This is a genomic window from Clostridium pasteurianum BC1 (assembly GCF_000389635.1).
GTDB lineage: Bacteria > Bacillota > Clostridia > Clostridiales > Clostridiaceae > Clostridium_I > Clostridium_I pasteurianum_A.
The window spans coordinates 4,702,723-4,728,102 of record NC_021182.1; the positions used below are offsets into that span (position 1 = coordinate 4,702,723).

26 protein-coding genes are annotated in these 25,380 nt (G+C 30.8%); 7 read left to right on the forward strand and 19 right to left on the reverse strand.

Annotation, left to right across the window (positions count from 1 at the left end; translation table 11 throughout):
* Positions 1-223 precede the first annotated feature (223 nt).
* The 3 genes from CLOPA_RS21900 to trxB form a co-directional block, all read right to left on the reverse strand.
* Positions 224-760, reverse strand: coding sequence for a peroxiredoxin (locus CLOPA_RS21900; RefSeq protein ID WP_015617600.1), 537 nt, complete (start codon positions 758-760; stop codon positions 224-226).
* A gap of 88 nt (positions 761-848) precedes the next feature.
* Entirely contained in the window at positions 849-1,088 is a 240-nt protein-coding gene (locus CLOPA_RS21905; protein ID WP_015617601.1) for a glutaredoxin domain-containing protein, read from the reverse strand.
* Position 1,089: 1 nt separating this feature from the next.
* Positions 1,090-2,016, reverse strand: a complete 927-nt coding sequence (gene trxB, locus CLOPA_RS21910; RefSeq protein WP_015617602.1) for a thioredoxin-disulfide reductase — start codon at positions 2,014-2,016, stop codon at positions 1,090-1,092.
* Positions 2,017-2,444: 428 nt separating this feature from the next.
* Here trxB and CLOPA_RS21915 point away from each other — a divergent pair, with 428 nt between their 5' ends.
* The 5 genes from CLOPA_RS21915 (at position 2,445) to CLOPA_RS21935 (ending at position 5,603) form a co-directional block, all read left to right on the forward strand.
* On the forward strand, positions 2,445-2,813 hold the full coding sequence (locus CLOPA_RS21915; RefSeq protein WP_015617603.1) for a spore coat associated protein CotJA: 369 nt from the start codon (positions 2,445-2,447) through the stop codon (positions 2,811-2,813).
* Positions 2,814-2,828: 15 nt separating this feature from the next.
* Positions 2,829-3,101 (forward strand): spore coat protein CotJB, encoded by a 273-nt coding sequence (locus tag CLOPA_RS21920; protein ID WP_015617604.1) that lies wholly within the window; start codon positions 2,829-2,831, stop codon positions 3,099-3,101.
* Between the two features lie 26 nt (positions 3,102-3,127).
* Positions 3,128-3,700: a manganese catalase family protein gene (locus CLOPA_RS21925; protein WP_015617605.1), complete on the forward strand. Its 573-nt coding sequence runs from the start codon at positions 3,128-3,130 to the stop codon at positions 3,698-3,700.
* A 472-nt stretch (positions 3,701-4,172) separates the two neighbouring features.
* Positions 4,173-4,643 (forward strand): pyridoxamine 5'-phosphate oxidase family protein, encoded by a 471-nt coding sequence (locus CLOPA_RS21930; protein WP_015617606.1) that lies wholly within the window; start codon positions 4,173-4,175, stop codon positions 4,641-4,643.
* Positions 4,644-4,700: 57 nt separating this feature from the next.
* Entirely contained in the window at positions 4,701-5,603 is a 903-nt protein-coding gene (locus CLOPA_RS21935) for an AraC family transcriptional regulator (RefSeq protein ID WP_015617607.1), read from the forward strand.
* A 170-nt stretch (positions 5,604-5,773) separates the two neighbouring features.
* Here CLOPA_RS21935 and CLOPA_RS21940 read toward each other — a convergent pair whose 3' ends face one another.
* The 7 genes from CLOPA_RS21940 to CLOPA_RS21970 form a co-directional block, all read right to left on the reverse strand.
* Positions 5,774-7,765: an ABC transporter ATP-binding protein gene (locus tag CLOPA_RS21940; protein WP_015617608.1), complete on the reverse strand. Its 1,992-nt coding sequence runs from the start codon at positions 7,763-7,765 to the stop codon at positions 5,774-5,776.
* The gene (locus CLOPA_RS21945) at positions 7,762-9,489 is read right to left on the reverse strand and encodes an ABC transporter ATP-binding protein (protein ID WP_015617609.1); all 1,728 of its coding nucleotides are present in this window, start codon (positions 9,487-9,489) and stop codon (positions 7,762-7,764) included. Before CLOPA_RS21945 ends, CLOPA_RS21940 begins: the two co-directional genes overlap by 4 nt.
* Before the next feature lie 21 nt (positions 9,490-9,510).
* Positions 9,511-9,966, reverse strand: a complete 456-nt coding sequence (locus CLOPA_RS21950; protein WP_015617610.1) for a MarR family winged helix-turn-helix transcriptional regulator — start codon at positions 9,964-9,966, stop codon at positions 9,511-9,513.
* Positions 9,967-10,078: 112 nt separating this feature from the next.
* A complete protein-coding gene (locus CLOPA_RS21955; RefSeq protein WP_015617611.1) occupies positions 10,079-10,276 on the reverse strand; it encodes a hypothetical protein in 198 nt (65 codons plus the stop codon).
* A gap of 29 nt (positions 10,277-10,305) precedes the next feature.
* Positions 10,306-12,063 carry a helicase-related protein gene (locus CLOPA_RS21960; RefSeq protein ID WP_015617612.1) on the reverse strand — a complete coding sequence of 586 codons (1,758 nt, stop codon included), beginning with the start codon at positions 12,061-12,063 and terminating at the stop codon, positions 10,306-10,308.
* 223 nt (positions 12,064-12,286) lie between these two features.
* Positions 12,287-13,873 carry a glycine betaine ABC transporter substrate-binding protein gene (locus CLOPA_RS21965; RefSeq protein ID WP_015617613.1) on the reverse strand — a complete coding sequence of 529 codons (1,587 nt, stop codon included), beginning with the start codon at positions 13,871-13,873 and terminating at the stop codon, positions 12,287-12,289.
* Positions 13,873-15,000 (reverse strand): betaine/proline/choline family ABC transporter ATP-binding protein, encoded by a 1,128-nt coding sequence (locus CLOPA_RS21970; protein ID WP_015617614.1) that lies wholly within the window; start codon positions 14,998-15,000, stop codon positions 13,873-13,875. Before CLOPA_RS21970 ends, CLOPA_RS21965 begins: the two co-directional genes overlap by 1 nt.
* Before the next feature lie 133 nt (positions 15,001-15,133).
* On the opposite strand from CLOPA_RS21970, the gene CLOPA_RS26310 reads away from it, so the two are divergent.
* Positions 15,134-15,349 carry an ATP-binding cassette domain-containing protein gene (locus CLOPA_RS26310; RefSeq protein WP_041711051.1) on the forward strand — a complete coding sequence of 72 codons (216 nt, stop codon included), beginning with the start codon at positions 15,134-15,136 and terminating at the stop codon, positions 15,347-15,349.
* Between the two features lie 43 nt (positions 15,350-15,392).
* Entirely contained in the window at positions 15,393-15,656 is a 264-nt protein-coding gene (locus CLOPA_RS26315) for a hypothetical protein (RefSeq protein ID WP_041711052.1), read from the forward strand.
* 329 nt (positions 15,657-15,985) lie between these two features.
* Here CLOPA_RS26315 and CLOPA_RS21985 read toward each other — a convergent pair whose 3' ends face one another.
* The 9 genes from CLOPA_RS21985 to aroF all read right to left on the reverse strand — a co-directional run bounded on the left by CLOPA_RS21985 (position 15,986) and on the right by aroF (position 24,741).
* Complete coding sequence (locus CLOPA_RS21985; protein ID WP_015617615.1) at positions 15,986-16,612, reverse strand: TrkA C-terminal domain-containing protein; 627 nt, start codon at positions 16,610-16,612, stop codon at positions 15,986-15,988.
* A 1-nt stretch (position 16,613) separates the two neighbouring features.
* A complete protein-coding gene (gene aroQ, locus CLOPA_RS21990; RefSeq protein ID WP_015617616.1) occupies positions 16,614-17,048 on the reverse strand; it encodes a type II 3-dehydroquinate dehydratase in 435 nt (144 codons plus the stop codon).
* Positions 17,049-17,193: 145 nt separating this feature from the next.
* The gene (locus CLOPA_RS21995) at positions 17,194-17,700 is read right to left on the reverse strand and encodes a shikimate kinase (protein ID WP_015617617.1); all 507 of its coding nucleotides are present in this window, start codon (positions 17,698-17,700) and stop codon (positions 17,194-17,196) included.
* Between the two features lie 171 nt (positions 17,701-17,871).
* Complete coding sequence (gene aroE / locus CLOPA_RS22000; RefSeq protein ID WP_015617618.1) at positions 17,872-19,035, reverse strand: shikimate dehydrogenase; 1,164 nt, start codon at positions 19,033-19,035, stop codon at positions 17,872-17,874.
* A 407-nt stretch (positions 19,036-19,442) separates the two neighbouring features.
* Positions 19,443-20,525 (reverse strand): chorismate synthase, encoded by a 1,083-nt coding sequence (aroC, locus tag CLOPA_RS22005; RefSeq protein WP_015617619.1) that lies wholly within the window; start codon positions 20,523-20,525, stop codon positions 19,443-19,445.
* Positions 20,506-21,798: a 3-phosphoshikimate 1-carboxyvinyltransferase gene (gene aroA, locus CLOPA_RS22010; RefSeq protein WP_015617620.1), complete on the reverse strand. Its 1,293-nt coding sequence runs from the start codon at positions 21,796-21,798 to the stop codon at positions 20,506-20,508. Before aroA ends, aroC begins: the two co-directional genes overlap by 20 nt.
* A gap of 16 nt (positions 21,799-21,814) precedes the next feature.
* Positions 21,815-22,876, reverse strand: coding sequence for a 3-dehydroquinate synthase (gene aroB / locus CLOPA_RS22015; RefSeq protein WP_041711053.1), 1,062 nt, complete (start codon positions 22,874-22,876; stop codon positions 21,815-21,817).
* Positions 22,869-23,729, reverse strand: a complete 861-nt coding sequence (locus CLOPA_RS22020) for a prephenate dehydrogenase (RefSeq protein ID WP_015617622.1) — start codon at positions 23,727-23,729, stop codon at positions 22,869-22,871. Before CLOPA_RS22020 ends, aroB begins: the two co-directional genes overlap by 8 nt.
* Positions 23,710-24,741, reverse strand: a complete 1,032-nt coding sequence (aroF, locus tag CLOPA_RS22025) for a 3-deoxy-7-phosphoheptulonate synthase (RefSeq protein WP_015617623.1) — start codon at positions 24,739-24,741, stop codon at positions 23,710-23,712. The genes CLOPA_RS22020 and aroF overlap by 20 nt, the downstream gene beginning before the upstream one ends.
* Positions 24,742-25,380: the final 639 nt, after the last annotated feature.

A 25,380-nucleotide genomic window follows, 5' to 3' on the forward strand; every position in this document is an offset into this window, starting at 1 on the left:
TAGACATATTCAAATAACTAACTAATCAATATGATAATATATTTATTTTCACATGCCTTAGTAAAATTTTTAATGTACTTTATTTTATATTACAATATTCAAATAAATATTTCCACCTTATTACAACTAAAAATCTATATTTAAGAAAATTATCTAAACTTAGTAAAAAATAACTAACGTTCACTAAGTTTAGATAAAATATACATATAGTAAAGATACTACACTATAGGTTAGGCTCTCCTTCATGCCAATCCACTGCACATAACCCTCCATTTTGGAAAGCCTTTAGTACACGGAGCGTTTCGTCAACACTTCTTCCTACATTAAGATCGTGTACAACGGAATACCTTACTATTCCCTCAGGATCAATTATAAACAATCCCCTTAAGGCAATACCTTCTTCTTTTATTTGTACCCCATATTTTTCGCTTACTTCGGTTGTTTTATCAGAAGCAATAGGAAAATTAATTTTACCAAGTCCACCTTCCTTTACATTTTGCTTTATCCAAGCTTCATGAGAATATTGACTGTCACAACTTACTGCTAACAGTTCCGCTTTTAAATCTCTAAATTCTTCGGCTCTTTTACTAAAGCCTGTGATCTCTGTTGGGCAAACAAAAGTAAAATCTAAGGGATAAAAAAACATTACTAACCATTTTTCTTTATAATCGCCTAATTTAATCTCAGTAAAACCACTACCATCGCCTTTAACGGCATTCATCTTAAATTCTGGTGCTGCTTTTCCTACTAATCTTTCCATAAAATCGCCTCCTTTGTTTTTATAAAGCATCTAAAAATAATTATTAAAATAAACTAAGTAATTATTTTTAGATGTCAAAATAGTACTACTATACTGTAGTTTTATCTTTTATTAATTTATCTATTTCGCCCTTGTTAAATCCAACTACAATATTTCCATCTATATTAATAACAGGTACTCCTGATTGCCTTGACAAACTACGCATTTCTTCTCTTTCTTTCATATCATCTGCTACATTTACATCAATAAAATCTATACTTTTTGATTTTAAATACTCCTTGGTTTTTTTACACCATGGACATGTTGGTGTTGAATATATTTTTATCATACTATTTACCTCCTATATATTTCTCAGCCATTAATGCAGCAATAGTACCATCATTAACTGCTGTGGTAAGCTGTCTTATTGTTTTATTTCTAACATCACCAGCTGCAAATACACCTTTTATATTAGTTTCCATATTTTCATCAGTCTCTATATATCCCCATTTATTTATATTTATAAAGTCCTTAAAAAGTTCAGTCTTAGGTTCATAACCAATATAAACAAACACTCCATCTGCTTTCAGATCACTTTTTTCCTTTGTCTCTACATTCTCAATTATTATTTTCTCAATTTTATCTTCCCCAACAATATTTCTTATTTCGCTATTCCATATTATTTTTATATTATTATGCTTAAATAATTCATCCTGAGAATATTTTTGTGCTTGGAAATAATCAAACTGATGTACTATAGTAATGTTTTTTGCATATTTTGTTAAAAATATAGCTGCCTCTATAGCAGAATTTCCACCACCTACAACAACTATATCCTTACCCTGATATAGAGCACCGTCACAGAGTTCACAGTAATGAATAACTTTTCCATGTAATTTTTCTTCTTCTGGTATAGGCAAATTTCTAGCTTTTGCTCCTGTAGCTATTATTACAGCTTTAGTTCTATATATGATATCATCTGTTTCTATAATTTTTTCATCATCTGTTAATTTAACTTTCTGTATATTACCAAATTCATTTATATCTGCCCCAACTTTTTTAGCATGTTTTTCCATATTATCTGCCAAATCAGCTCCTGATATAAAATCAAATCCCGGAAAATTTTCTACTGTATAGGTTTCTCTAATTTGTCCTCCTACAAGTCCATTTTCTAAAACTATAGTATTGAGTTTAGCTCTTAATGCATAAATTGCAGCTGTAAGTCCTGCTGGACCTGCTCCGATTATAACCAAATCCAATTGCTTTTCTTCTTTCATGTCATAATCACCACCATATATTTATATAAGAAGAATTTTTCATATCACTAATAATATTAATTTATTTAAATGATCAATTCCGAAAATATTAACCAATAACTATTATTAATTAATATTTTTTCTTTACAATAATAATTATAATACAATACAAAAAAATATGCAATATACCATAAGATTCTTTTTTTACAAAATTATTAATATTTTTAGTAATATATTTATAATATAAAAAATAAAATTTATGATTTATCTTCCCAATAATTGCAAATTGTATTCTATTAATATTATTATGCTCATTCTAAATTAATTCTACTACATAGATTTTCATTCATATTAAGCCTATTAAAAAATTAAAATATTTTTTATTACACATATTTTTCCCATTATGAATATTCTATTATTGTAAGTTAAAATTAAGAGGTGAAAATATAATGTATGAAAATTTCTTTCCTTGTATAAATCCAGTGATGATGAGATATACGGAAAAAATTCCTTACGATAATATATATAATAATACAAATGGTAATCCCAGTAATGCAAATAGCAACCCTAACCCCAAAATCCCTAATAATTTAAATAGTAGCACTAATCCTAAAATTCCTAATAGCAATATTGCAGCTAATTCTTCAGACAATAACGCTTCAGTTAGCTCCTCAGGTTGTGGTTACAATCCCAATAATTTAGAATTAGCCAGAGCCTATATGCCAATTCAAACTTATGTTGGTTTACTACCACTTAGTGAAGGTTTAAAAAGAGGAAGCATATTTCCAAATATAAATCTTAACTATCCTAGATTATAGAATGGGGGAATTAAAATGGCTAAAACATTAAAAGACCTATCGCGCGAAGAATTAATGAATACTATTCGTGAACTTAAATTTGCTGCTTTGGATTTAAATTTGTATTTAGATACACATCCTGAATGTAAACCTGCGCTAAATGATTATAATAATATAACTAGCGATTTAAAAGCAGTAATAAGTGTGTATGAAAGCAAATACGCTCCATTAACCAACTTTGGCGGCGCTGAAAGCAAATATCCATGGGCATGGACTAATGAACCTTGGCCTTGGGAAAGCGGAGAATAGAATATAAATAAGGAGGATAATAGATTATGTGGAATTACTCAAAAAATTTACAACACAAAGTAAAAATAAAAAATAAAGATATAAGAATGGCTAAATTCCTAGTAACTCAGTATGGTGGTCCTGATGGAGAATTAGCTGCTTCGCTAAGATATTTAAATCAGCGTTATACAATGCCCACAGGTGAAACTAAAGGTCTTCTAACAGACATTGGTACAGAAGAATTAGCTCATGTTGAAATAATTTGTGCTATGGTTTATCAGCTTACCAAAGATGCAACTCCTAAAGAGATGGAAGCTGCAGGACTAGGAGGTAATTATTCTCAACATGGTAATGGGTTGTTCCCAACAGATGCAAATGGGGTTCCCTTTACAGTAACCTATTTTGCCAATTCAGATAAAGCCGTAACGGATCTTCATGAAGATATGGCTGCTGAACAGAAAGCTAAGGCTACCTATGAACATCTTATAGACTTAACAGACGACCACGACGTAAAAGATGTTTTAAAATTCTTATGGGCTAGAGAAATTATACACTATCAACGTTTTGGAGAAGCCTTAGAAAGTGTATATGATTTAAAAAACAGTAAAAAACAGTTTTAACCTTCACATATATTTCATACAAAAGCTTTAAAGATTAGATTACTTAAGGCATCTGAAAATAGATAGTAAGTCAAAGATGCTAGCATGCTGACTAGCTATTTATTTACGATGCTTAAATATCAATGAATCTTACTCAGTGGGAGTTTGTACTCCCGCTGAGTTTAGATGAATTATCCAGGGACGTGTCGCTGTTATCTCCACCTTTAGAAAAGCAGAGAACCAAAATTTTTAATTTTGTGTGAATCACTTTCACAGAGTGCGGTGGAGTATTACAGCGACTAGTCATCGGATAAATTATATAAATAGAGTTCTAAGCATCAGGTGGAGTTTTTATTCCACCTGATGCTTAGAACTCGTTATCCAGAGACATAGTCTATCTTTAGTTCCTCTGTTAAGAAAAGCCAAATTTTATTGAATTTTACTTGATTATACTATAAAATTTTAGTAAATATGATTACTTGGAGGTTTAAAAATGTTTAAAGAGATAAGAAAAATTACTAGAAAAATGGAATACTCCCAAGCATTGGACTTTTTGAAAAGCTGTGATTATGGTGTATTATCTACTATAGGTGAAGATGGTTATCCTTATGGATTGCCTCTTAGTTATGTATTCTATGATAATTGTATATATTTTCATTGTGGTAAGCTTGGTCATAAATTAGATAACATTGAATTTAGCAATAAGGTTTCTTTTTGTGTTATAGATGATGTAGAAACTTTACCAGACAAATTTAGTACAAAATATAAAAGTGTAATAGTTTTTGGCACCGCTGAAGAAATAACCTCATATGATGAAAAAGAAACAATTCTCACTGAATTAATAAAAAAATTCTCTGAAAATTATTTAAAAGAGGGGCTAGAATATATACATAGAGCTGCCAGTGCAACAAAAATAATTAGAATTAACATAGATCATTTTTCTGGTAAAGCTAGAGTTGATTAAATAAAAATTATTGAACAATATCAAATCATCATTATTAAAATTATATTAGGTGGTAAAATGATAGATAAAAATGCTCTGTTGAAAATTAAGAGAGGTTATCTTAATGAGGATTTTAAATATTTTCATTTAAAAGATCATAAGCATATGGAGTTTGAGTCTCATTATCATGATTTTAATAAAATTATAATTTTTCTATCTGGTAACGTAAATTATCTTGTTGAAGGAAAATCTTATAGATTAAAACCCTGGGATGTGATTTTAATAAACAGCAATGAAGTTCATAAACCTATAATAAATCCTGAAAAACCTTATGAAAGAATAATAATATGGATTAATAAATTGTTTTTAGAAAAACATAATACAGAAGATAGTAATTTATTGAATTGCTTTAAGCTTTCTTCATCCCAAAAAAATAATTTGCTTAGATTGAATAAAGATAATATTGAAATAATAAAATCTACACTAGACTCTTTAGAAAATAATTATACAAGTAAAGAATTTGGAAATCACATTTTAAAAAATTCAATACTAATTCAGCTTATGGTATATATAAACAGATTATTTTTAGGAAATAAATTAGATCTAGAAAAGAATGATATTCAATATGATGAATCTATCGTAGAAATACTACAATATATAAATTCTCATTTATCTGAAAATCTTTCAATTGAAATTATATCTTCAAAATTTTTTATTAATAGATATTATTTAATGCATAAATTCAAAGAACAGACTGGTTATACTATTCATAATTATATCCAGCAGAAAAGATTATTACAGGCATCTAACCTCTTAAAGAAAGGAATTTCAATGTCCACAGTATGTGAAGAATGTGGTTTTGGAGATTATTCAAGCTTTGTAAGAGCTTTTAAAAAAATGTTTGATCTATCCCCTAGAAATTATTATAAGGTAACACGTGATTTACAAAATTATTATAAAATTAATAATCATGTACACTAAGCTTCAATTGGGAAGGTAATATGGTAAATAGTTGCTACATCTTAATTATCCCTTAAAAAAATCCTTATAAAAAAATATATAGGATCATCAATACTTCTGTGGATTACTTAGCATATTTAGAATAAAAAACAAAAGTTGCCTTATAAAAACAAGGCAGCTTTTTTTACTATCTATCCTACATCTTCAGAATTATCATCACTAAATTGACTATTATAAAGATCTGCATAGAAGCCATTTTGAGACATTAACTCATTATGATTTCCCTGTTCAATAATACTTCCATTATTCATAACAAGTATTAAATCAGCATCACGTATTGTAGACAATCTATGGGCAATAACAAAACTAGTCCTTCCCTTCATAAGGTTTTCCATTGCTTTTTGTATGAATACTTCTGTTCTCGTATCAACACTACTTGTAGCTTCATCAAGAATAAGAATTCTTGGATTGGCAAGTATAGCTCTTGCTATAGTCAGTAGCTGCTTCTGACCTTGAGAAATATTTGATGCTTCTTCATTAAGTATCGTATCGTAACCCTCTGGAAGAGTTCTTATAAAATGATCTGCATGCGCTGCTTTTGCTGCTTTAACAATCTCTTCCTCTGTACAGCCTTCTCTTCCATAGGCGATGTTATCTCTTATAGTTCCATTAAATAACCAAGTATCTTGAAGTACCATTCCAAACATTCCACGTAAAGCTTCTCTGGTCATATCCCTAGTATCCACACTATCAATAGTAATTTTTCCAGCATTTATTTCATAAAAACGCATAAGTAAATTTACAAGAGTAGTTTTTCCAGCACCAGTTGGCCCTACTATAGCTATGTTCTGTCCTGGCTTTGCCAAAACATTCATATCTTTTATAAGAGTTACTCCCTCTTTGTAACCAAAATCAACATGTTCAAATTTAACTTCACCTTTAGGTAATTCTATAACCTTAGGTTCTACTACCTCAGCAGTTTCTTCTATTTCATCTAAAAGTTCAAATACACGCTCAGCTGACGCAATTGTTGATTGAACAATATTTACTATATTGGCAGTCTGAACTATTGGCATGGTAAACTGTCTTGTATATTGAATGAAGGCCTGAATATCTCCAATTTTTATTTTCCCTTTAGCTACATAAATACCTCCTACAACAGAAACTACTACATAGCCTACGTTGTTAATAAAATTCATTATAGGCATTACTACACCAGATATAAATTGTGCTTTCCAACCCACATCATAAAGTCTAACATTTATTTTATCAAACTCTTTTATGGCTTCATTTTCCCTACCAAAAGCTTTAACAATTTTGTGACCAGTATACATTTCCTCCACATGACCGTTTAATTCACCAATCTCCTTTTGCTGTGCTGCAAAATATTGCTGTGACTTTTTTGCAAGTCCCGCAGTAGCGAATCCGCATAGTGGTAAAGTTACGATTGCTACAAGGGTTAATATAGGACTAATAGTAAGCATCATTATTACGGTACCTATAATTGCAACAACTGATGTAATAAGCTGAGTTAAGCTTTGCTGAAGGGTTGTAGATATGTTATCCATATCATTTGTAACACGACTTAATATTTCTCCATTAGTACGTGAATCATAGAATTTAATAGGCAATTTATTGAGTTTATCACTTAAGTCCTGACGCATATTATAGACAACATCTTGTCCTATACCTGCCATAATATATTGTTGTACAAAAGAAAATAAAGAACTTATCACATATAATACAATTAATAACAATACAATATTTCTAATATAGGTAAAGTCTATCTTTCCACCGGTTTCGCTGATAACTTTAGTTATTCCTGCTTTAACACCGGCTAAACCCTTCATAACCTCAGGCGTAGCGGTAAGCTTGTTTCCAGCTAATTTTTCCAGTGCTGTTTGCTGAGTCATTAGCTTAGCTAAGGCAAGCTTTCCATAAATACCTTCAAATAATTTTGTAGTTGCATTTCCCATAATCTTAGGACTTACTATATTAAAAATAGTGCTTAAGATAGCGAATACAAAGACAATTATAAATTTAACAGAATAGGGTTTAAAATATATCAGAAGTCTTTTTAATGTTCCTTTAACGTCTTTTGCCTTTTGAACGGGAGCTCCGAAGCCCGCCATAGGACCTCCTTTTTGAGTTCCATCATCATGCTTTTTCTTTTCTTCACTCATGCCAATTCCTCCTCTGACAACTGTGAGTACACAATTTCACGATATACATCACAGGTATTTAAAAGTTCTTTATGATTGCCAATGGCCTCAATTTTACCTTCATCTAAAACTATAATTCTATCAGCATCCATTACTGTACTAACTCTTTGGGCTACAATAAGAACTGTAGATTCTTTGGTTTCACTTTTAAGTGCTGCTCTAAGTTTTGCATCTGTCTTGAAGTCCAAAGCTGAAAAGCTGTCGTCAAAAACATATATTTCTGGTCTTCTAACTAATGCACGTGCAATGGAAAGACGCTGTTTCTGACCTCCGGAGACATTGTTACCTCCTTGCGCTATAACAGACTCAAAGCCTTCCTTCATGTTTGATATAAATTCAGAGGCCTGAGCAACTTCCGCTGCTTTTTCAATTTCTTCTAAGCTTGCATCAGCTTTACCATATCTTATATTATCATTTATAGTCCCAGTAAATAACACAGCTTTTTGTGGAACAAAACCAATCTTAGTTCTTAGAATTTTCTGGGACATTTCACGTACATCTAAACCATCTATTATTACACTTCCAGCAGTTACATCATAAAAACGAGGTATTAAATTTATTAATGTGGATTTTCCAGAACCCGTTCCCCCTATAATAGCTGTTATCTCTCCTGGTTTTGCACTGAAGGATATATTATTTATAGCCGGCTGTTCAGCTCCAGGATAACTGAAGGTTACATCCCTGAATTCAACATATCCCCTCTTGCCTTCAGCACTTTTAACCTCTTTTGCATCTACAATTTCAGGATCCATTTTAAGTACTTCATCTATTCTTATAGCTGAAGCTTCTGCACGTGGAATCATAACAAACATAATTGCCATCATGAGAAATGAAAACATAATTTGCATAGCATATTGTATAAATGCCATCATATCTCCAACCTGCATGTGCCCGCTGTCAATTCTAAGTCCTCCAAACCACACAACTGCAAGTTGAGTAGCACTGAGTGTAAACATCATAATTGGCATCATTCCTGCCATAATTCTATTAACTGTAAGTCCTGTATCTCTAATATCTAAATTTGCTTCCTTAAATTTTTTCTTTTCGCTATTGATTCTGTTAAAAGCACGAATTACCCTTATGCCAGTTAATCCTTCACGGGTAACAAGGTTTAATTTATCAAGCTTTTTCTGCATAATTCTAAAATATGGCAGCCCTTTTAGTAGGAATATCCCTATGGCAATCAATAAAAATGGCAATGCCACTGCAAAAATGATTGAAAGTTTAGCATCCTTATGAACTGCCATAATAATTCCACCTATACACATAAGTGGTGCACTAATCATCATACGCATTATCATTACTAATACTTGTTGAACCTGAATAATATCATTTGTAGTTCTTGTTATCATTGAGGCTGTTCCAACCTTATCGAACTCATGCAGTGAAAATCTCTCTGCTTTTTTAAAGAGAATATCTCTTAGATTTCTACCAAGTGCTACTGCAACCTTTGATCCTATAAAATTTGCTATTACAACGCAGACAGCATCCCCTAATGCTACAAGAATCATAATTTTACCTATATTCATTATATAATTTGTATCATTTTTAACTATTCCGTTATTAACGATATCTGACATCAATGTTGGTAAGTATAATTCCGCTAAGGCTTGAATAAAAAATAATGCTATTACAACAACTAATGATATAGCAAAGGGTTTTAGATATTTTAATAATTTCAGCATATATTGTCATCTCCATTCTTTTTATAAATTATTTTCATTATTCATAAAATAATTAAATGTCTTTGATAAAAGATCGGCTAATTGCTCACTCTGCCCCGGTCCCAAATACTCCACCAATCCATTAATTGAAGCTTCAAATTCTTCTGATGCTTTTTTTAAAACCTCCTCTCCTTTTTCTGTAACTTTAATTCTAACAGCACGCCTGTCTTCTTTATCTACGGCACGTTCTACAAAGCCTCGTCTTTCAAGACTATTGACTTGCTGAGTAATTGTAGGTGATGCTACATTTAAAATATTACTTAACTCCGAGGTCTTAATTCCCAATTTATGTGTCTCTACATAGCTTTTTATAGAAGACAATACTATAATTTCACTATGAGTTAAGCTGCAAATTGGACTCTTATGCTTATGCAATCTTCTAAATTCAATCAAACCTTTCATAATTTTTTGTGCAATCAATTCTTTATTTTCTTCCACATTTTTACACCTCTATAATAATTAGATAAGTTAATAATCAATAATTTGAATTATTAGCCTACCTAATTATATTTTTTTAATTAGTCTATGTCAATAGATTAATTTTAAAAACCTATATAACTATTTTTACCATATAACCTTCCTGTGTCTTTATATCAATAAGCTTTAATCCCTTATTGTATTTTAGATACTTTAAACTGGCTCCAAGTTTGTCAAAGTCAATACAGTTAATATATTCCCTTTCTCTCTTAGGAATATGCTTTTCTGATAAATGTACCAAAAAAAGAACATCTATAGATGTAATATACATATACAGCCTATGTACGTTCCTTAAATTTTCTATATCTTTCTCAAAATATTATTTATATCTTCACTAACCTTAATCCTATTTTCATAAACCCACTCTTGATCAAATTCTAAGCTAAAAGCTTTAGAAAAAGAATAATAAAGATTTATCTTCCGATAGAATATCTCCAAATCATATAATTCCTTTAAATTACAACCTGGTTTCGATACAGTATCTTTTTTAGCTACAAACAATTCATCTATATAGAACAAAAATGCATTAAGCATATCCTCATTTGATACATCAAATGGAATTTTCAAAAGCCTCCACTGAATTTTATCTTCTAATTTATAATTTTTAATACTATCAAGTACTGCTAAATACTCATTTATATCCATTTTTCTGTAGTAGGATAATTTTTCTTCTTTTGTACTCCACAGAGCTAGCTTTTCTCTTAAAGAAAGTTCTTTTATCTTTAGAATTTCTTCACTTGGCCCTACAACAGCCTGTTCTATTATTTTATCTTCTATATCAAGATTTTCCTTTATAAAATCCTGAACCTTATTATAGGTTGCTACATATCCAATGTCATATATACCTTTTCTCCCTGCTCTCCCTGCTATTTGCTTCACCTCTTGAGATTTTAAATACCGTACTTCATTTCCATCAAATTTTTTAATATCCATAAAAACTATTCTCTTTATAGGCAGATTTACTCCCATACCTATGGCATCTGTAGTTATCAAAATCTTTGTTTCCTTATTTATAAATTCCTCATACTGCTTTTTTCTTACCTCTGGTGGTAAATCTCCATAGATAATACTTGCCTTTATACCTATATTTGAATAGTAATAAGCTAAATTTAATACCATTTTCTTTGAAAATGCTACCAAAGCATCTCCATCTTTTGCATCTCTGTAGGCAAAAGTTTTATAATCTATCTTAAGCGGTATATCTCTTGTATATTGCTTAAATATATATTGATCATTACAGTCTTCTATTATATCTAAAAGCAAAGTTCTCGCATTATATGCTCCACAAACATGGATTTCATTACATTGAAGTGCTAATATAGCTCTTGTCCATGCAGCTCCCCTTTGATCGTCATCTATCATCTGAACTTCGTCAATAACCGCCACATCATAGACTTCTTTTATATCCAACTTTTCTATGGTACAGCATATATGGTTAGCACCTTCAACTATTATTTCCTCTTCACCTGTTATAAGGCTGCATTTTACTCCTTCTTTATTTAGCCTTTCATAATTTTCAAGTGCCAGTATTCTAAGCGGAGATAAATATATACCCTTATTACATTGTTTCAGCTTAAGCATAGCATTGTAAGTTTTACCTGTATTAGTTTCTCCTAGGTGAAGATAAAATTTTCTCTTTAATCTTCTGGCATCCCTGTATTCATCCTTTGGATTTAATGGAAACACTCTATTAAATTCTTCAGATATAATTTCTGGAATATGCTTTGTTATAAGTACACTTATAATTCCAGATTGAAGATAACCTTCATAGTCCTCCTCCAATACATCTTCAAAACGAAATCTAGTGTCATTCTTATTGTTATAGGCTTCAATAAGCTTTCTTGATATATATTCTAAAAGCTCTAAATAATCTCCATAGACCAGATCATAATCTTTTAAATTTTCTTTTTCAAATTCTCTTAACAGTTTAAGCTTTTTTCTTATTGAGGCTTCATGTTCCCAAAGTCCATTTGACTTTGTATGTTTCACCACATTTTTTGTCTGGGCAAATTGATTCTTTATCTTTCTGAAATTTCTTTCAATTGCTCCTATTTTCATATGAGCACCTCCCAAATAAACTTCTATGTACTTACAAACTTTAGATAACTATATTCTACCATAGCATAATAAAAACTATGCTACAATTTAAATCTAATCCATTAATTAAATAGCTATTATTATACATATTAAAAAATAAGGTTTAGTATTGAAAATCTTATTTTCAATACTAAACCTTATTTCTCAACTTCAATCTCTCGGGTAATTTAGTTAAAAACTAATACTACTTAATTAAATCTCTACTTCTTAGAAAATCCTCTGCCACTATCTTTGGATCCTCTCCACTATCTACTCTATAATTGAGATTACGCATGTCTTCATCCGTAATCCTTCCTTCAAGTTTTTCTAACACGGGTTTTATTTTAGGATATTTTTCTAATGTATCTTCTCTTATTAAAGTAGCAGCATAATATGGTGGAAAGAAATTTTTATCATCCTTTAATGTTTTGAGGTCAAATTTTTTTAATAATCCATCTGTAGAAAAAGCATCTGTAACTTGAGTTTCATTCTTTTCTAAAGCGGAATATCTAAGTCCACCATCCAGTCCTTTAACCGTCTTAAAATTCAAACCACTATATTGCTTTTGTAGTCCTGGGTAACCATCAGGTCTATTTGTAAATTCCATGGTTGAACCTAAATTAAGTTCATCGCTGACCTTTGCTAAATCTGATATTGAATTTAAATTATATTTATTTGCTACAGCCTTATTCATAGCCAATACATACGTATTATTAAATCCTAAGGGCTTCATCCATTCCATTTGATAATTCTTATGAAAATAGTCTTTTACAGTATCATATACTTTATTTTCATCACTTACTGAATTCTGCTTCATTATATTTACAAGGCCTGTACCAGTATATTCAACATATAAGTCCACATCTCCGGCCTTCATGGCATCAAACACTACACTAGTACCACCTAAATTTAATTTTCTATCAACTTTGTAATCAGTATTATCTTCTATAAGCGAAGCAATCATATTTCCCATTACTAATTGTTCATTAAAGTTTTTGGAGCCTATAACTATAGTGTTTTTATTCCTAGTATAGCTAAATACAACTCCACCTATTATGCATATAAGTACTACCAAAGAAACTGCCAACTTGTATTTTTTTATAGCATTTATAAATTTTGATTTTTTTCTCTTACCTCTTCCATTGGCAACTTTTATTCCTTCTGGAACCACTACATTTTCAATTTTACCGATGACAAAATCCAATACAATGGCAAGAATACAAGCTGGAATAGCTCCCCCTAAAATCATATTGTTATTTATAGTTTGTACACCAGAGAACACTAGGTACCCTAGTCCTCCTGCTCCAATAAAGGCTGCTATAGTCATAAGTCCCACTGCCGTAACTGCAGATATCCTAATTCCAGACATTATAATTGGCATAGCTAATGGAAATCTGACCTTTAATAATATTTGATTATTGGTAAGCCCTATACCCTCTGCCGCCTCAATAGTAGATTGCTCAATATTAGTTAGACCTGTAAAAGTATTTTTTACAATTGGCAATAGTGAATATAAAACTACCATTGCTATGGCAGGTTTACTTCCTATACCCAGTACAGGTATTAAAAAGCCCAATAAAGCTAAACTGGGAATAGACTGAATTATATTTGCCAGTCCTATAATAGGAGTAGAAAGCTTTTTAACTCTAACTATCAGTATTCCCAAGGGTATTCCAATTAGTATGGAAATTACAACTGAAAATAATGTAAGCTCAATATGTTGAATGAACAAATCATATATTTGCAATTTTCTGTCTATTATAAAATGAAAAAAAGTATTTAATCCTTGCACTATTCTTGTACCTCCTTATTAATCAGCTGATCACTTAGTATGGATAGCAAACTGCTTTTAGTAACAAGTCCTACTAATTTAGAATCCTTATCTACAGCTGGCACATAACCTATATGTTCTTTTTCTATAATCTCTAATACGTTTAATATAGAATCTTCATAATTCACTGTTATTACTTGTCTTTCCATTATATCTTTCAATTTTTTATTTTTATCCATACTGGTTCTAATCTCTTTCAGTGTTATAATCCCATTTAAGGTATTATCTCTATTTACAACAAGTAGGCTGTCTACATGATTATATTTCATTATTTCTATAGCCTGTATTACTGTTCTCTCTGCACTAGACTTTACTGGATTTTCTATCATAATATCCTTCACCTTTATAAGCTCTGGTTGACTCCATATTCTATTAACTCCAATAAAGTTTTTTACAAAATCATTAGCAGGCTTTCTTAATATATTTTCAGGAGTATCAAATTGAACTACCCTTCCATCTTCCATAATACAAATTTTATCCGCTAATTTTAATGCTTCGTCCATATCGTGAGTTACAAATACTATTGTCTTCTTAATATTCTGTTGTATATTGAATACCTCATCTTGAAGCTGGGCCCTGGTTATGGGATCTAAAGCACTGAAAGGTTCATCCATGAGTATTATCTCAGGATCCATAGCAAAAGCTCTTGCAATCCCCACCCTCTGTTGCTGTCCACCACTGAGTTCACTAGGGTATTTATCTATATAATCTTCTGCTTTCATATCTACTAATTCAAATAATTCCTTTGTTCTGTTAGCTATTTGCTGTTCTGGCAGCTTTTCTATAGAAGGTATTAATTCTATATTTTCTTTTACAGTTAAATGAGGAAGAAGTCCCGTTTGTTGTATTACATAACCCATGGTTCTTCTAAGTTTAATAGTATCTTCTCCTTCAATTTTTTTACCGTCAACTAAAATTTCACCTGAAGTTGGTTTTATAAGTTTATTTATCATTTTTAAAGTTGTGGTTTTACCACAGCCACTAGGTCCAATGAAAGTTACCAATTCCCCCTGCTCTATTTTTATATTTATATCATTAAGTATGGTTTTACCGTTTATAACTTTACCAACATTTTTAAATTCTATCATAATATTCCTCCATTCTTCAAAAAGTAACAACTCAAGCATATCATAGAGTTGTTACTATGTAAAGAATATTAAATTTCTCTTTACTATAAATCCCTTCTCATTAGATTTAGATACTATACTAGAGGGTTATAATTTGGATATTTGCCTAAAGGATATTTCCATGAACTTTAACAACACCACAGCTGTTGATAATAATAATCCTACAATTAAATCTGGTGAATTGGTTTCTTTGCTTGGAGAAAGCAGCTGTGGAAAATCCACAACACTATTTATACTAGCTGGACTATATACTCCTACAAAGGGAGATATTCTCTTTGGAAAGGAATCTGTACTCAATAAAGAACCCTAAAGTACTTCTTCTGGATTAACCACTTTCTAATCTGGATGCAAGATTGCGTATAGAGATGCAAGAAGAAATAGGGGAAATACAGAGAAAAACAGGAGTTACTACAGTATCTGTAACGCATGATCAAGAAGAAACTATGAGTATATCAGATAACATTATAGTAATGAATTCAGGTAAAATACAGCAGTATTCTTCAGGCGTTTTTGTAATATATCATTTGTTTAAATCCTTCGAGATGAGCTTTTATCCGATGACTACCATCCGTAATACTCCCAACGCACTCTGTGAAAGCGATTCACACAAAATCTAAGATTTTGGTTCTCTGCTTTTCTATCAAAGTGGGAGATAACGGCTGCTACGTCCCTGGATAACGATTTACCCTAAAGGACAACGATTTCTAAGTATCGAAAATACCGATACTAAGAACTCTGTTAGTAAGTTTCAGCTGGAGAAAAAACTCACCTGAAACAAAGAACTCTGTTTATGTAAAATATAACTATTTCAAAGATCAGGCTTATGCCTATGGAATAGATAATTATAAAATAGGAACAAATACAAGTCTTTGAAAATATAAGACTTTGTACTTGTTCCTTATATGTACATCTTGATATAAGCAATCAGGTATTAGGAAATTAGATGCTATTCCTCATAAAGAAATTGCTTAGTTCTGTAATAGGTACTCTCATCTCCTATAAAAATAAATACATCATTTTCCAAGAACACAGTATAGGGGCCTGGTGAAAGTATCAGCTTTCCATTTCTTCTTATAGCTATTATGGTTGCCCCTGTATTTTGCCAGAACTTTACTTCCGATATAGCTTTTCCTACTATATGCAGTCCCTCATATATTTCAAACTCAAAAGGTACAAAAGGATTGCTCTTGTTAAATCGATTGGAATAATCGATTAATTCATTTATAACATTATCCATACTTTTTTCTATCTGATTTTTCTTAGTCATTAAATCTGTAATTTCTCTTTTTAATGAAGTTAGTGAATCTATATCTTTAAATTTGTCAATAAATTTCAGAGAATTATCTACAGATTCTACTATTATTCCACTGCCCTTTGTAACTTTTACTATTCCCATATCACTTAGAAGAATAGTTGCTCTTCTTATGGTTTCAGGAGATACATTGTATTTACTTGCCAGGGAAGACCTTCCATATAGTTTATCCCCTACAGCAAAATCTCCAGCTACTATTCTATTTGCAATATCAATTGCTATTTTTTGATAAACAGGTTTTATAATTGATTCGCTTGACATTTTATCTTTCATCTTCCTTTAATAATGCCATTATAGCCATTATGTATCCATAAAAGCCAAAACCGCAAATTTGTCCAATACAAGCTGGTGCTGTAACAGATTTTCTTCTGAATTCTTCTCTTGAATGTATATTACTTATATGTACTTCTACAGTTTTGATGGAAACAGCTTTCAATGCATCATAAATAGCTATACTGTAATGAGTATATGCGCCAGGATTTATTACAATTCCATCATACTTTTCATAAGCCTCCTGTATATAACCAATTATTTCTCCCTCAATATTACTCTGTAAAATTTCAACTTCTACTCCTAATATTTTAGCTTCACTTTTTACATAATCACACAAATCTTTATAATTTTTAGTTCCATAAATATTTTTTTCTCTAATTCCTAAAAAATTAATATTAGGTCCGTTAATCATTAATATTTTCACAAATATACGCTTCCTTTTTAATTTATTTTTATATCAACTAAATTTTATTCAGTAAAATTTTATTTGTTTTCAATTAAGAAGACACTATATTTAATTATCAACACCCTTAATTCTTTTATGAAGAAATTAATAAATAGACTAAATGCTAAAGATTTTCTCTTATTATATCCGATATCTTATCTATAACTACTTTCAAATTTTTATCATTTATAACTTCATAATCACTATATTCTTTATACAATTTGTATCTTTCATTATACAATTTATGCAAATTATCTTTAGACTTATTTAAAAGAGGACGATTAGCTGTATCCACATCCTTTATTATATCTTCTACTGATCTATTTATAAATACTATTAAGCCATTTCTTTTTAAAAGTTCCATATTATAAGGAGATTTTATAACTCCACCGCCTGTAGAAATAACTACCGCGTCTTTGCTGCTGATATCCTTTACTGCCTCTGTCTCAAGCTTTCTAAAATGTTTCTCTCCATTTTTAAATATATCAGATATAATTTTTCCTTCTTTTTTTTCTATGTATTCATCAGTATCATATAATTCAAGTCCGTAAAGTCTTGATATAGCTTTAGCTATAGTTGTTTTTCCAGAGCCCGGCATACCTATTAATACTATATTTTTTCGTAAATTCATACCAACATAACACCCTTTACTAATGCAAATTCTCAATTCCTTATAAATTTTATACTTTTAGAATTGATAAATCATTATTATAGATACAATATAATTCTTGATTTTTTAAAACTGTGTTTACAGAAAGCATACTGTAGTAAACAAATATACTTCTCAAATATATAATTATTTTTATAAAAGTTCTTGGTATATTTTATCCACTATATTTTCATCAATAGTACTATCATTCCACAGTTCCTCAGCAGCTATGGCTTGCCCAACCAGCATATATAGCCCATTAACTGCTTTTATCCCCTTTTCTTTAGCATACTTTAAAAATAAAGTTTCCTTTGGATTATATATTAAATCAACAGCTGAAGAAAATTTACCTATGCAATTCTCATCTACAGGAGAAATTTCTGTTTTGGGATACATTCCACAAGGTGTACAATTTACAATTACATCACCTTGTTCCAACGCTTTAAGTTCATCATAATCAATTATTTTTGTACCCTTAAAGTTTTCTGCTGCCTTTTTTTTATCTCGACTTACCAGTAGTATATCTTTAGCATTGTTGTCTATAAAATATTGTATAACTGCCTTTGCAGCACCGCCAGCACCTAAAACTACAATTTTTTTATTTTTTACTGGTATATTATTTTTTTCAAGCATTTTGCCAAAACCATGATAATCTGTATTATGCCCAATAACTTTGCCATTTTTAAAGCATATAGTATTAACAGCTCCTATTTTATCTGCTTCCACGGATATTTCATCTAAATATTTTATAATATCCACTTTATAGGGTATAGTAACATTCAAACCCTTTACTCCATTTGCTATTAAAGCTTTGAAATTTACTTCCAGTTTTTTCTTTTCTATTTCAAATAATTCATAAACAGCGTTCATTCCCAATATTTTATAAAGCTTTGAATGTATAGCTGGAGATATGCTGTGCCCTAATTTTTCTCCTATAAGTCCAAATAAGGTACTTTTAGTTTGAGTTTTGTCAGCTTCAATCTTTACATTATCCTCAATCTTAGGTTCAAAATTTTCTATGTTACTTTGTTTTCCTATATTCTTATCATCAGGCATATTATGTGCTTCAAGATTCCTACTTATAGACATTACTGACTTAAAAAAATCTTCTACAGCATTACTAAATTCTTTATTTTTTAAAATTCTTATATTTTTTTCTATAACCTGTTTTTCTCTTTCAGCATTTAAAATTGGTATAGAATTTTTAATTTTATATTTCGCTACATCTAAAACAGCTTCCATCCTCTTTTCAAAAAGAGCCACCAGTTGTTTATCTATAGTATCAATTTCTTCACGAAGTTCTTCTAAATCTTTCACAGAAAACTGCCACCTCCTTATTAATATCAATGAATCTTACTTGGTGGGAGTTTGTACTCCCACCAAGTTTAGATGAATTATCCAGGGACGTGTCGCTGTTATCTCCAACTTTTTAGAAGGTGGAGCGTTACAGCGACTAGTCATCGGATAAAATAATTATCCCGTAAATCTGTCTATTTTAATACTTATTCAATGAATAATACTACATAATACAATTCTAATGATCACTATAATAAGAACATGTCATATTTCATTTATGATAATTTACCTTTATACATATAAATTTAAATCACCTTAAACTAAATAACAAGTCAAATTCAATAAAATAACTATATAAGACATAATGAAAATTTTATCTCCTATAAGATTATATATTAAACTGACTAGTTATTGTTGTAATAATTCTATTATTTAATATCATACATCAAATCTAATATGGCAATTGCCGCTGCTGCTTCTACCACAGGTACAGCTCTTTGAACAATACAAGGATCATGACGACCTGTTATTTCAAGCTCTGCATTTTCATGCTTTTCTATATCAATAGTATGTTGAAGTCTAGCTATAGATGCTGTAGGCTTAAAAGCCGTTCTAAATACAATAGGCATACCATTTGTTATACCACCTAGTATTCCACCATTATTGTTAGTACGAGTTTTCACCTGATCATTCTCTATATAATACTCATCATTAGCCTCTGAACCCCTAAGTTTAGTTATATCAAAACCTTCTCCAAACTCTATTCCCTTTACCGCTGGAATAGAAAAAATCATATGAGACAAATGAGCTTCTACGGAATAAAAAAACGGGGAGCCAATGCCTACTGGTAAGTTCAAAACTGCTGTTTCAACTACTCCACCCACAGAATCTAGTTCTCCTTTAGCATCTATTATCAGCTTCCTCATTTCTACGCCTTTTTCTTTGTTGATTGTAGGAAATTCTTCTTTTAATAAACCCGATAACAGAGAATCTTCTATATTCACTTTGTGAAAAGAATCATCTTCAACATTAGCAATACTTTTTATATGACTGCCAATAAGTATTCCCTTTTCAGCTAAAATTTGCTTAGCTACAGCTCCTGCAAACACAAGTGGTGCAGTAATTCTACCAGAAAAATGTCCACCACCCCTATAATCATTAAAACCCTTGTATCTTATATTTCCAGTATAATCTGCATGTCCCGGACGCATAAGACTCTTTAGTTTACTGTAATCCTTAGAATGCTGATCTGAATTTCTTATTATAGCACATAATGGTGAACCGGTAGTTTTATTATTAAAATAACCGGAAAGAATTTCAAACTGGTCTGCTTCCTTTCTGGCAGTAGAAAGCTTATTTTTACCAGGCATTCTTCTTTCCATTTCTCTCTTTATGTAATCTATATTCAGTTCAATTCCTGGCAAAAGTCCATCTATAGTAATTCCTATAGCATTTCCATGGGATTCTCCAAAAATTGAAAGTTTAATATTTTTACCCCACACTCCACTCATGGACATTTCCTCCTAGCTTCTTAAAGTCCTCCCAAAAGGTAGGATAAGATTTTTTTACACATCCACTGTCTTTTATAGTAACCTCATCTTTACATCTTATAGAAGCTACTGCAAGGGCCATGGCAATTCTATGATCATTCCAGCTGTCCACTTCCCCGCCTGTAAGCTCTTTTTTCCCTCTTATTATAAGACCATCTTCTTTTTCTTCTAAATCTGCACCTAATTTGTTTAATTCTGTAGTTATGGCAGTTAATCTGTCTGACTCTTTTATTCTAAGTCTACCTGCATTAATAACCTCTGTAGTGCCTTCGCTTAAAGCCGCTAAAACTGCTAGTACCGGTATTATATCAGGACATTGAGATGCATCTATAACTGTAGAACTTGTATTTGTTGTTTCTGCATATATTTTATCACTAGTAATGTTTAGTGCTCCATTCATTCTCTTTATTATATCTAATACTTCTTTGTCACCTTGCTTAGAGTCAGGATTTAAATCAAGACAATCTATTTCTCCGCCTATCATACCTGCCACAAGCCAAAAGGCCGCCTGTGAAAAGTCCCCTTCAACTCTATAGTCCATACTTTTATATTGCTGATTTCCCTTTATTAAAAATTCTTTATAATCCTTATTTATTACTTCTACCGAAAATCTATTTAATATGTCCATAGTTAGATCCAAATATCCCTTTGATTCAAGCTTCTTATTAATTATAATTTTAGAATCACCCTGAAGTAATGGCAAAGTAAACATAAGTCCCGTTATAAACTGAGAGCTTACATCTCCGTCTATAGTAAATTCTCCAGACTGAATTTTACCCTGTACCTTCAAGGGAAGCTTTCCATTTTCATTGGAATACTTTATACCTTGTTTATCAAAAATTTCATAATACTGATTCAGAGGACGGGAAACTAATTTCCCCCTTCCTGTAAATACAACATCATTTTCTTCAGCTAAACATATAGGTATAAAAAATCTTAGAGATGAACCCGATTCTGAACAGTCTATTTCTTTCTTCAATAATTTTAACTCAGTACTTCCATCTATTATCAAAGTATAAATATTATTTTCTTCTTCTTTTTTTTCTATAGTTACACCTAGTGCCTCCATAGCATTACAAGTAGTTAATATATCCTCTGAAAACATAACGTTTTCTACTACACTCTTACCTTTAGAAAGTCCTGCTGCAATTATAGCTCTATGACTTAAGCTCTTAGATGGTGGAATTGTTACCTTGCCTTTTAATTTTGATGGAGTTATCTTAACGTAATTCATAGCCTATCCACTTCTCCTAAATATAATTTTCCATAAGTTTGCTATCTATATTTTTAATAAAAGCTTCACCTAGTTTATTTAATAAAATAATATTAATTCTGTCTCTATCATTTTTCTTGTCCATAGATATAGTTTCTAATACTTTACACTTATCTAAAGCTTCGATTTCAAAAGGCAAACTATATTTAATTAATATCTTCTTTAATAAATCTGCAGTTCCCTTTTCAGTTATACCCATAGCTTCGCTCTTTTCAGTAATTTTATACATACCAATAGCCACAGCTTCTCCATGAGTATATCTTTCATAATTAAAATATTTTTCAATAGCATGACCTATAGTATGCCCAAAATTCAGCATCATTCTGTCACCTTTATCTTTTTCGTCCTTTTCCACTACTTCCTTTTTTATATTACAGCATTTATAAATTATCTCATCTATATTGTTTAAAAGTTCTTCATCATCATTAAAGCTAAGCAGCGTATCAAATAAAGCCCTATCCTTGATAGCACCATACTTTATAACTTCGCCCATGCCATCATGAAGAAATTTTTTATCTAAGGTTTTTAACACATTGGGATCAATAAATACCGCTTCAGGATGATAGAAATTTCCTATTAAATTTTTACCTCTCGGAAGATCTACAGCTACCTTACCCCCTATACTGCTGTCTATTTGAGCCAATAGAGATGTAGGAATCTGAACAAAAGGTATTCCTCTTAATGTAGTTGCAGCTGCAAATCCAGTCAAATCTCCCACTACCCCTCCACCAAGGGCTATTATAAGATCTCCTCTAGTCATTTCGAAACCTAGAAGATCATCATAAAGCTTTAGTAGTACATTAATTGATTTACTCTTTTCTCCAGCTTCTACAACAAAGGTCTTTACATTATAATTTTCCTCTTTTAAAGCTTCTTCAAGCTTTTGTCCATAGAAACTATTAACATTAGAATCTGTTACTACAGCAATTTTCTTGCCACTATATATTTTCTTTATTTCTTTCCCAATGGAGTCCATTAATCCCTTTTCTATATGAATGGGATAAGTTTTATGCGAAAGCTTTATCATAATATCACTCATTGCTGTTAAGTTTCCTCCTTTTTGAACCTGCATTATTGAATATCTCTTTCATTGAAGACACATCTTCATTTTCAATAGCTTTTTTCATAACAGCTAAATTGTTTTCAAACTCCTCCAGTTCAGCTATTATATTATCTTTATTGGAAATAAATAATTCTGACCATAAATCAGGATTAATTAATGCTACTCTTGTTGCATCTCTAAAGCTTCCCCCTATAAAGAAGCCCCTTTGTTCATCAAAATTATCACAATTCATTAAAGCCACAGCAATTATATGTGGTATAGCACTGGTATAGGCTATAATTTTGTCATGCACTTTAGCATCTATTAAAACCACATTTTTGCAGCCTATATTTTTAGCAATTTCTTCTATTAACTTGATATTTTCTTTTTCATTTTTCTCTGTTGGTGTTATTATGTAATTTGCATTTTTAAAAATGTCCTTAGAGGCAAAGGCAAGTCCCTTTGACTCTCTTCCTGCCATTGGATGTCCTCCAATAAAATCAACATAATCTGGTATAAGGGCTGATACCTCTTTTACTATACTTTCCTTAATACCAGAGGTGTCAGTAATAACTGCACCCCTTTTGAAATCATTCTTATGCTTTTTAATAAATTCTATTGCTGCCTCCGGGTATAGAGATACTATAACTATATCTGATTTACTTAGAGGTACTGAAGCATCTTCATATCCCTTATCTATAATTCCTAAAGCTTCTGCAGCTTTAATTGCCTTTAAATCAATATCAATTCCCCATAAATTATTAGGCTTTAGCTCCTTAAGGGCCATAGCATAAGATCCACCAATTAATCCAAGTCCAACAACGGTAATATTAAATTCCAAGCTTATCAACGTTAAAGCTCCATTTAAATTTTTCTATTTCCTTTAAAGAGTCCATTAGAGACTTGAATTTATTTGGTTTTATGGATTGTTGACCATCACATTTAGCATTAGCAGGATCATTATGTACCTCAATTATTAATCCATCTGCTCCAACTGCTACAGCTGCTTTTGAAAGAGGTTCTACCATCCACCACATTCCTGCTGCATGACTTGGATCAACTATAACTGGAAGATGACTTTGTTTCTTTATAGCCGGTATAGCACTTAAGTCTAGCGTATTTCTAGTATAAGTCTCATAAGTTCTTATTCCTCTTTCACACAGTATTACATTTTCATTTCCACCAGCCATTATATATTCTGCTGACATAAGCCATTCTTCAATGGTAGCACATAATCCTCTCTTTAAAAGAATAGGCTTATTAGTTTTTCCCAGTTCCTTTAAAAGCTCGAAGTTCTGCATGTTTCTAGCTCCAACCTGTATTACATCAACATCTTCAACAAATCTTTCAAGCATCTTAGTTCCCATTAATTCTGTTACTATTGGAAGTCCTGTTTTTTCTCTGGCAATTTTTAAAAGTTCTAAGCCTTCTAGTTCCATACCTTGGAAACTGTAAGGTGATGTTCTAGGTTTGAAAGCACCACCTCTTAAAAATCCTGCTCCTGCTTCTTTAACATCTTCTGCTATACTTACAATCTGATCTTCACTTTCAACAGAACATGGTCCTGCTATAACAGCTAATTTACCTCCCCCAATAGTTCTGCCATTTATATTTATTATAGAATCTTCAGGATGGAATAATCTATTTGCTTTCTTATATGGTTCCTGAACAATCATAACTTTTTCAACCTCTTCATATGCCTGAATCTGCTCTGGATCAATTGCTCTGGTATCTCCTATTAAACCTAGTATACAGTAATTATCGCCAAAATCCACATGAACCATTAATCCCCTTTTTTCTAATCTTTCTTTGAAAATTTCTATTTTCTCTTTTGATACTCCTGGTTTCATAACAATTATCATAATAATTGCCTCCTTTTATTTTAAATTTATTTTAAATTTATTTTAAATCTCCTATTTTAGGCATATTCAAACAAATGATTAGTTAGTTCTTTGGCTTACTATTTATTTTCATATACTTTTAGAAGATACTTTGAAACTAATTTTAATTCTATAATAACAAATATCTGTTTTACACTGTATAGTGTTAAAGCAATTATATTATACTCGTTTTCTTATTATTAATCAAAGTTATTATTAATATTATTATAAAATAAAAAGGAAGACTCTCAATGAGTCTTCCTGTTAATCAATATCCTACTTAATTGATTTATTCCTTAAACAGCAACTAATCTATTAAACTCATTATGTGAAAATATATGAAATTTTTTTGTGCAATAATAATAACCAGCGCTAAAATAAAAGCCCCAGCTAAAATAAAAACCATATATTTTATTAATTACTCCACTAACAAGCTTATTCATATAAATTCACCAACTTTCCTTTTAATCAATTTTGTAACTAACTTTTATATCTATTATAACAAATAGAAGGCTTCTGTCAACGCTTTTAATAAGTTTTCTAAATATTTAAATTAATCGAAAACAATTTTGTCAATTTATTAATTAAATATGAAAGTTTACTATGTAAAATGTTATTTTT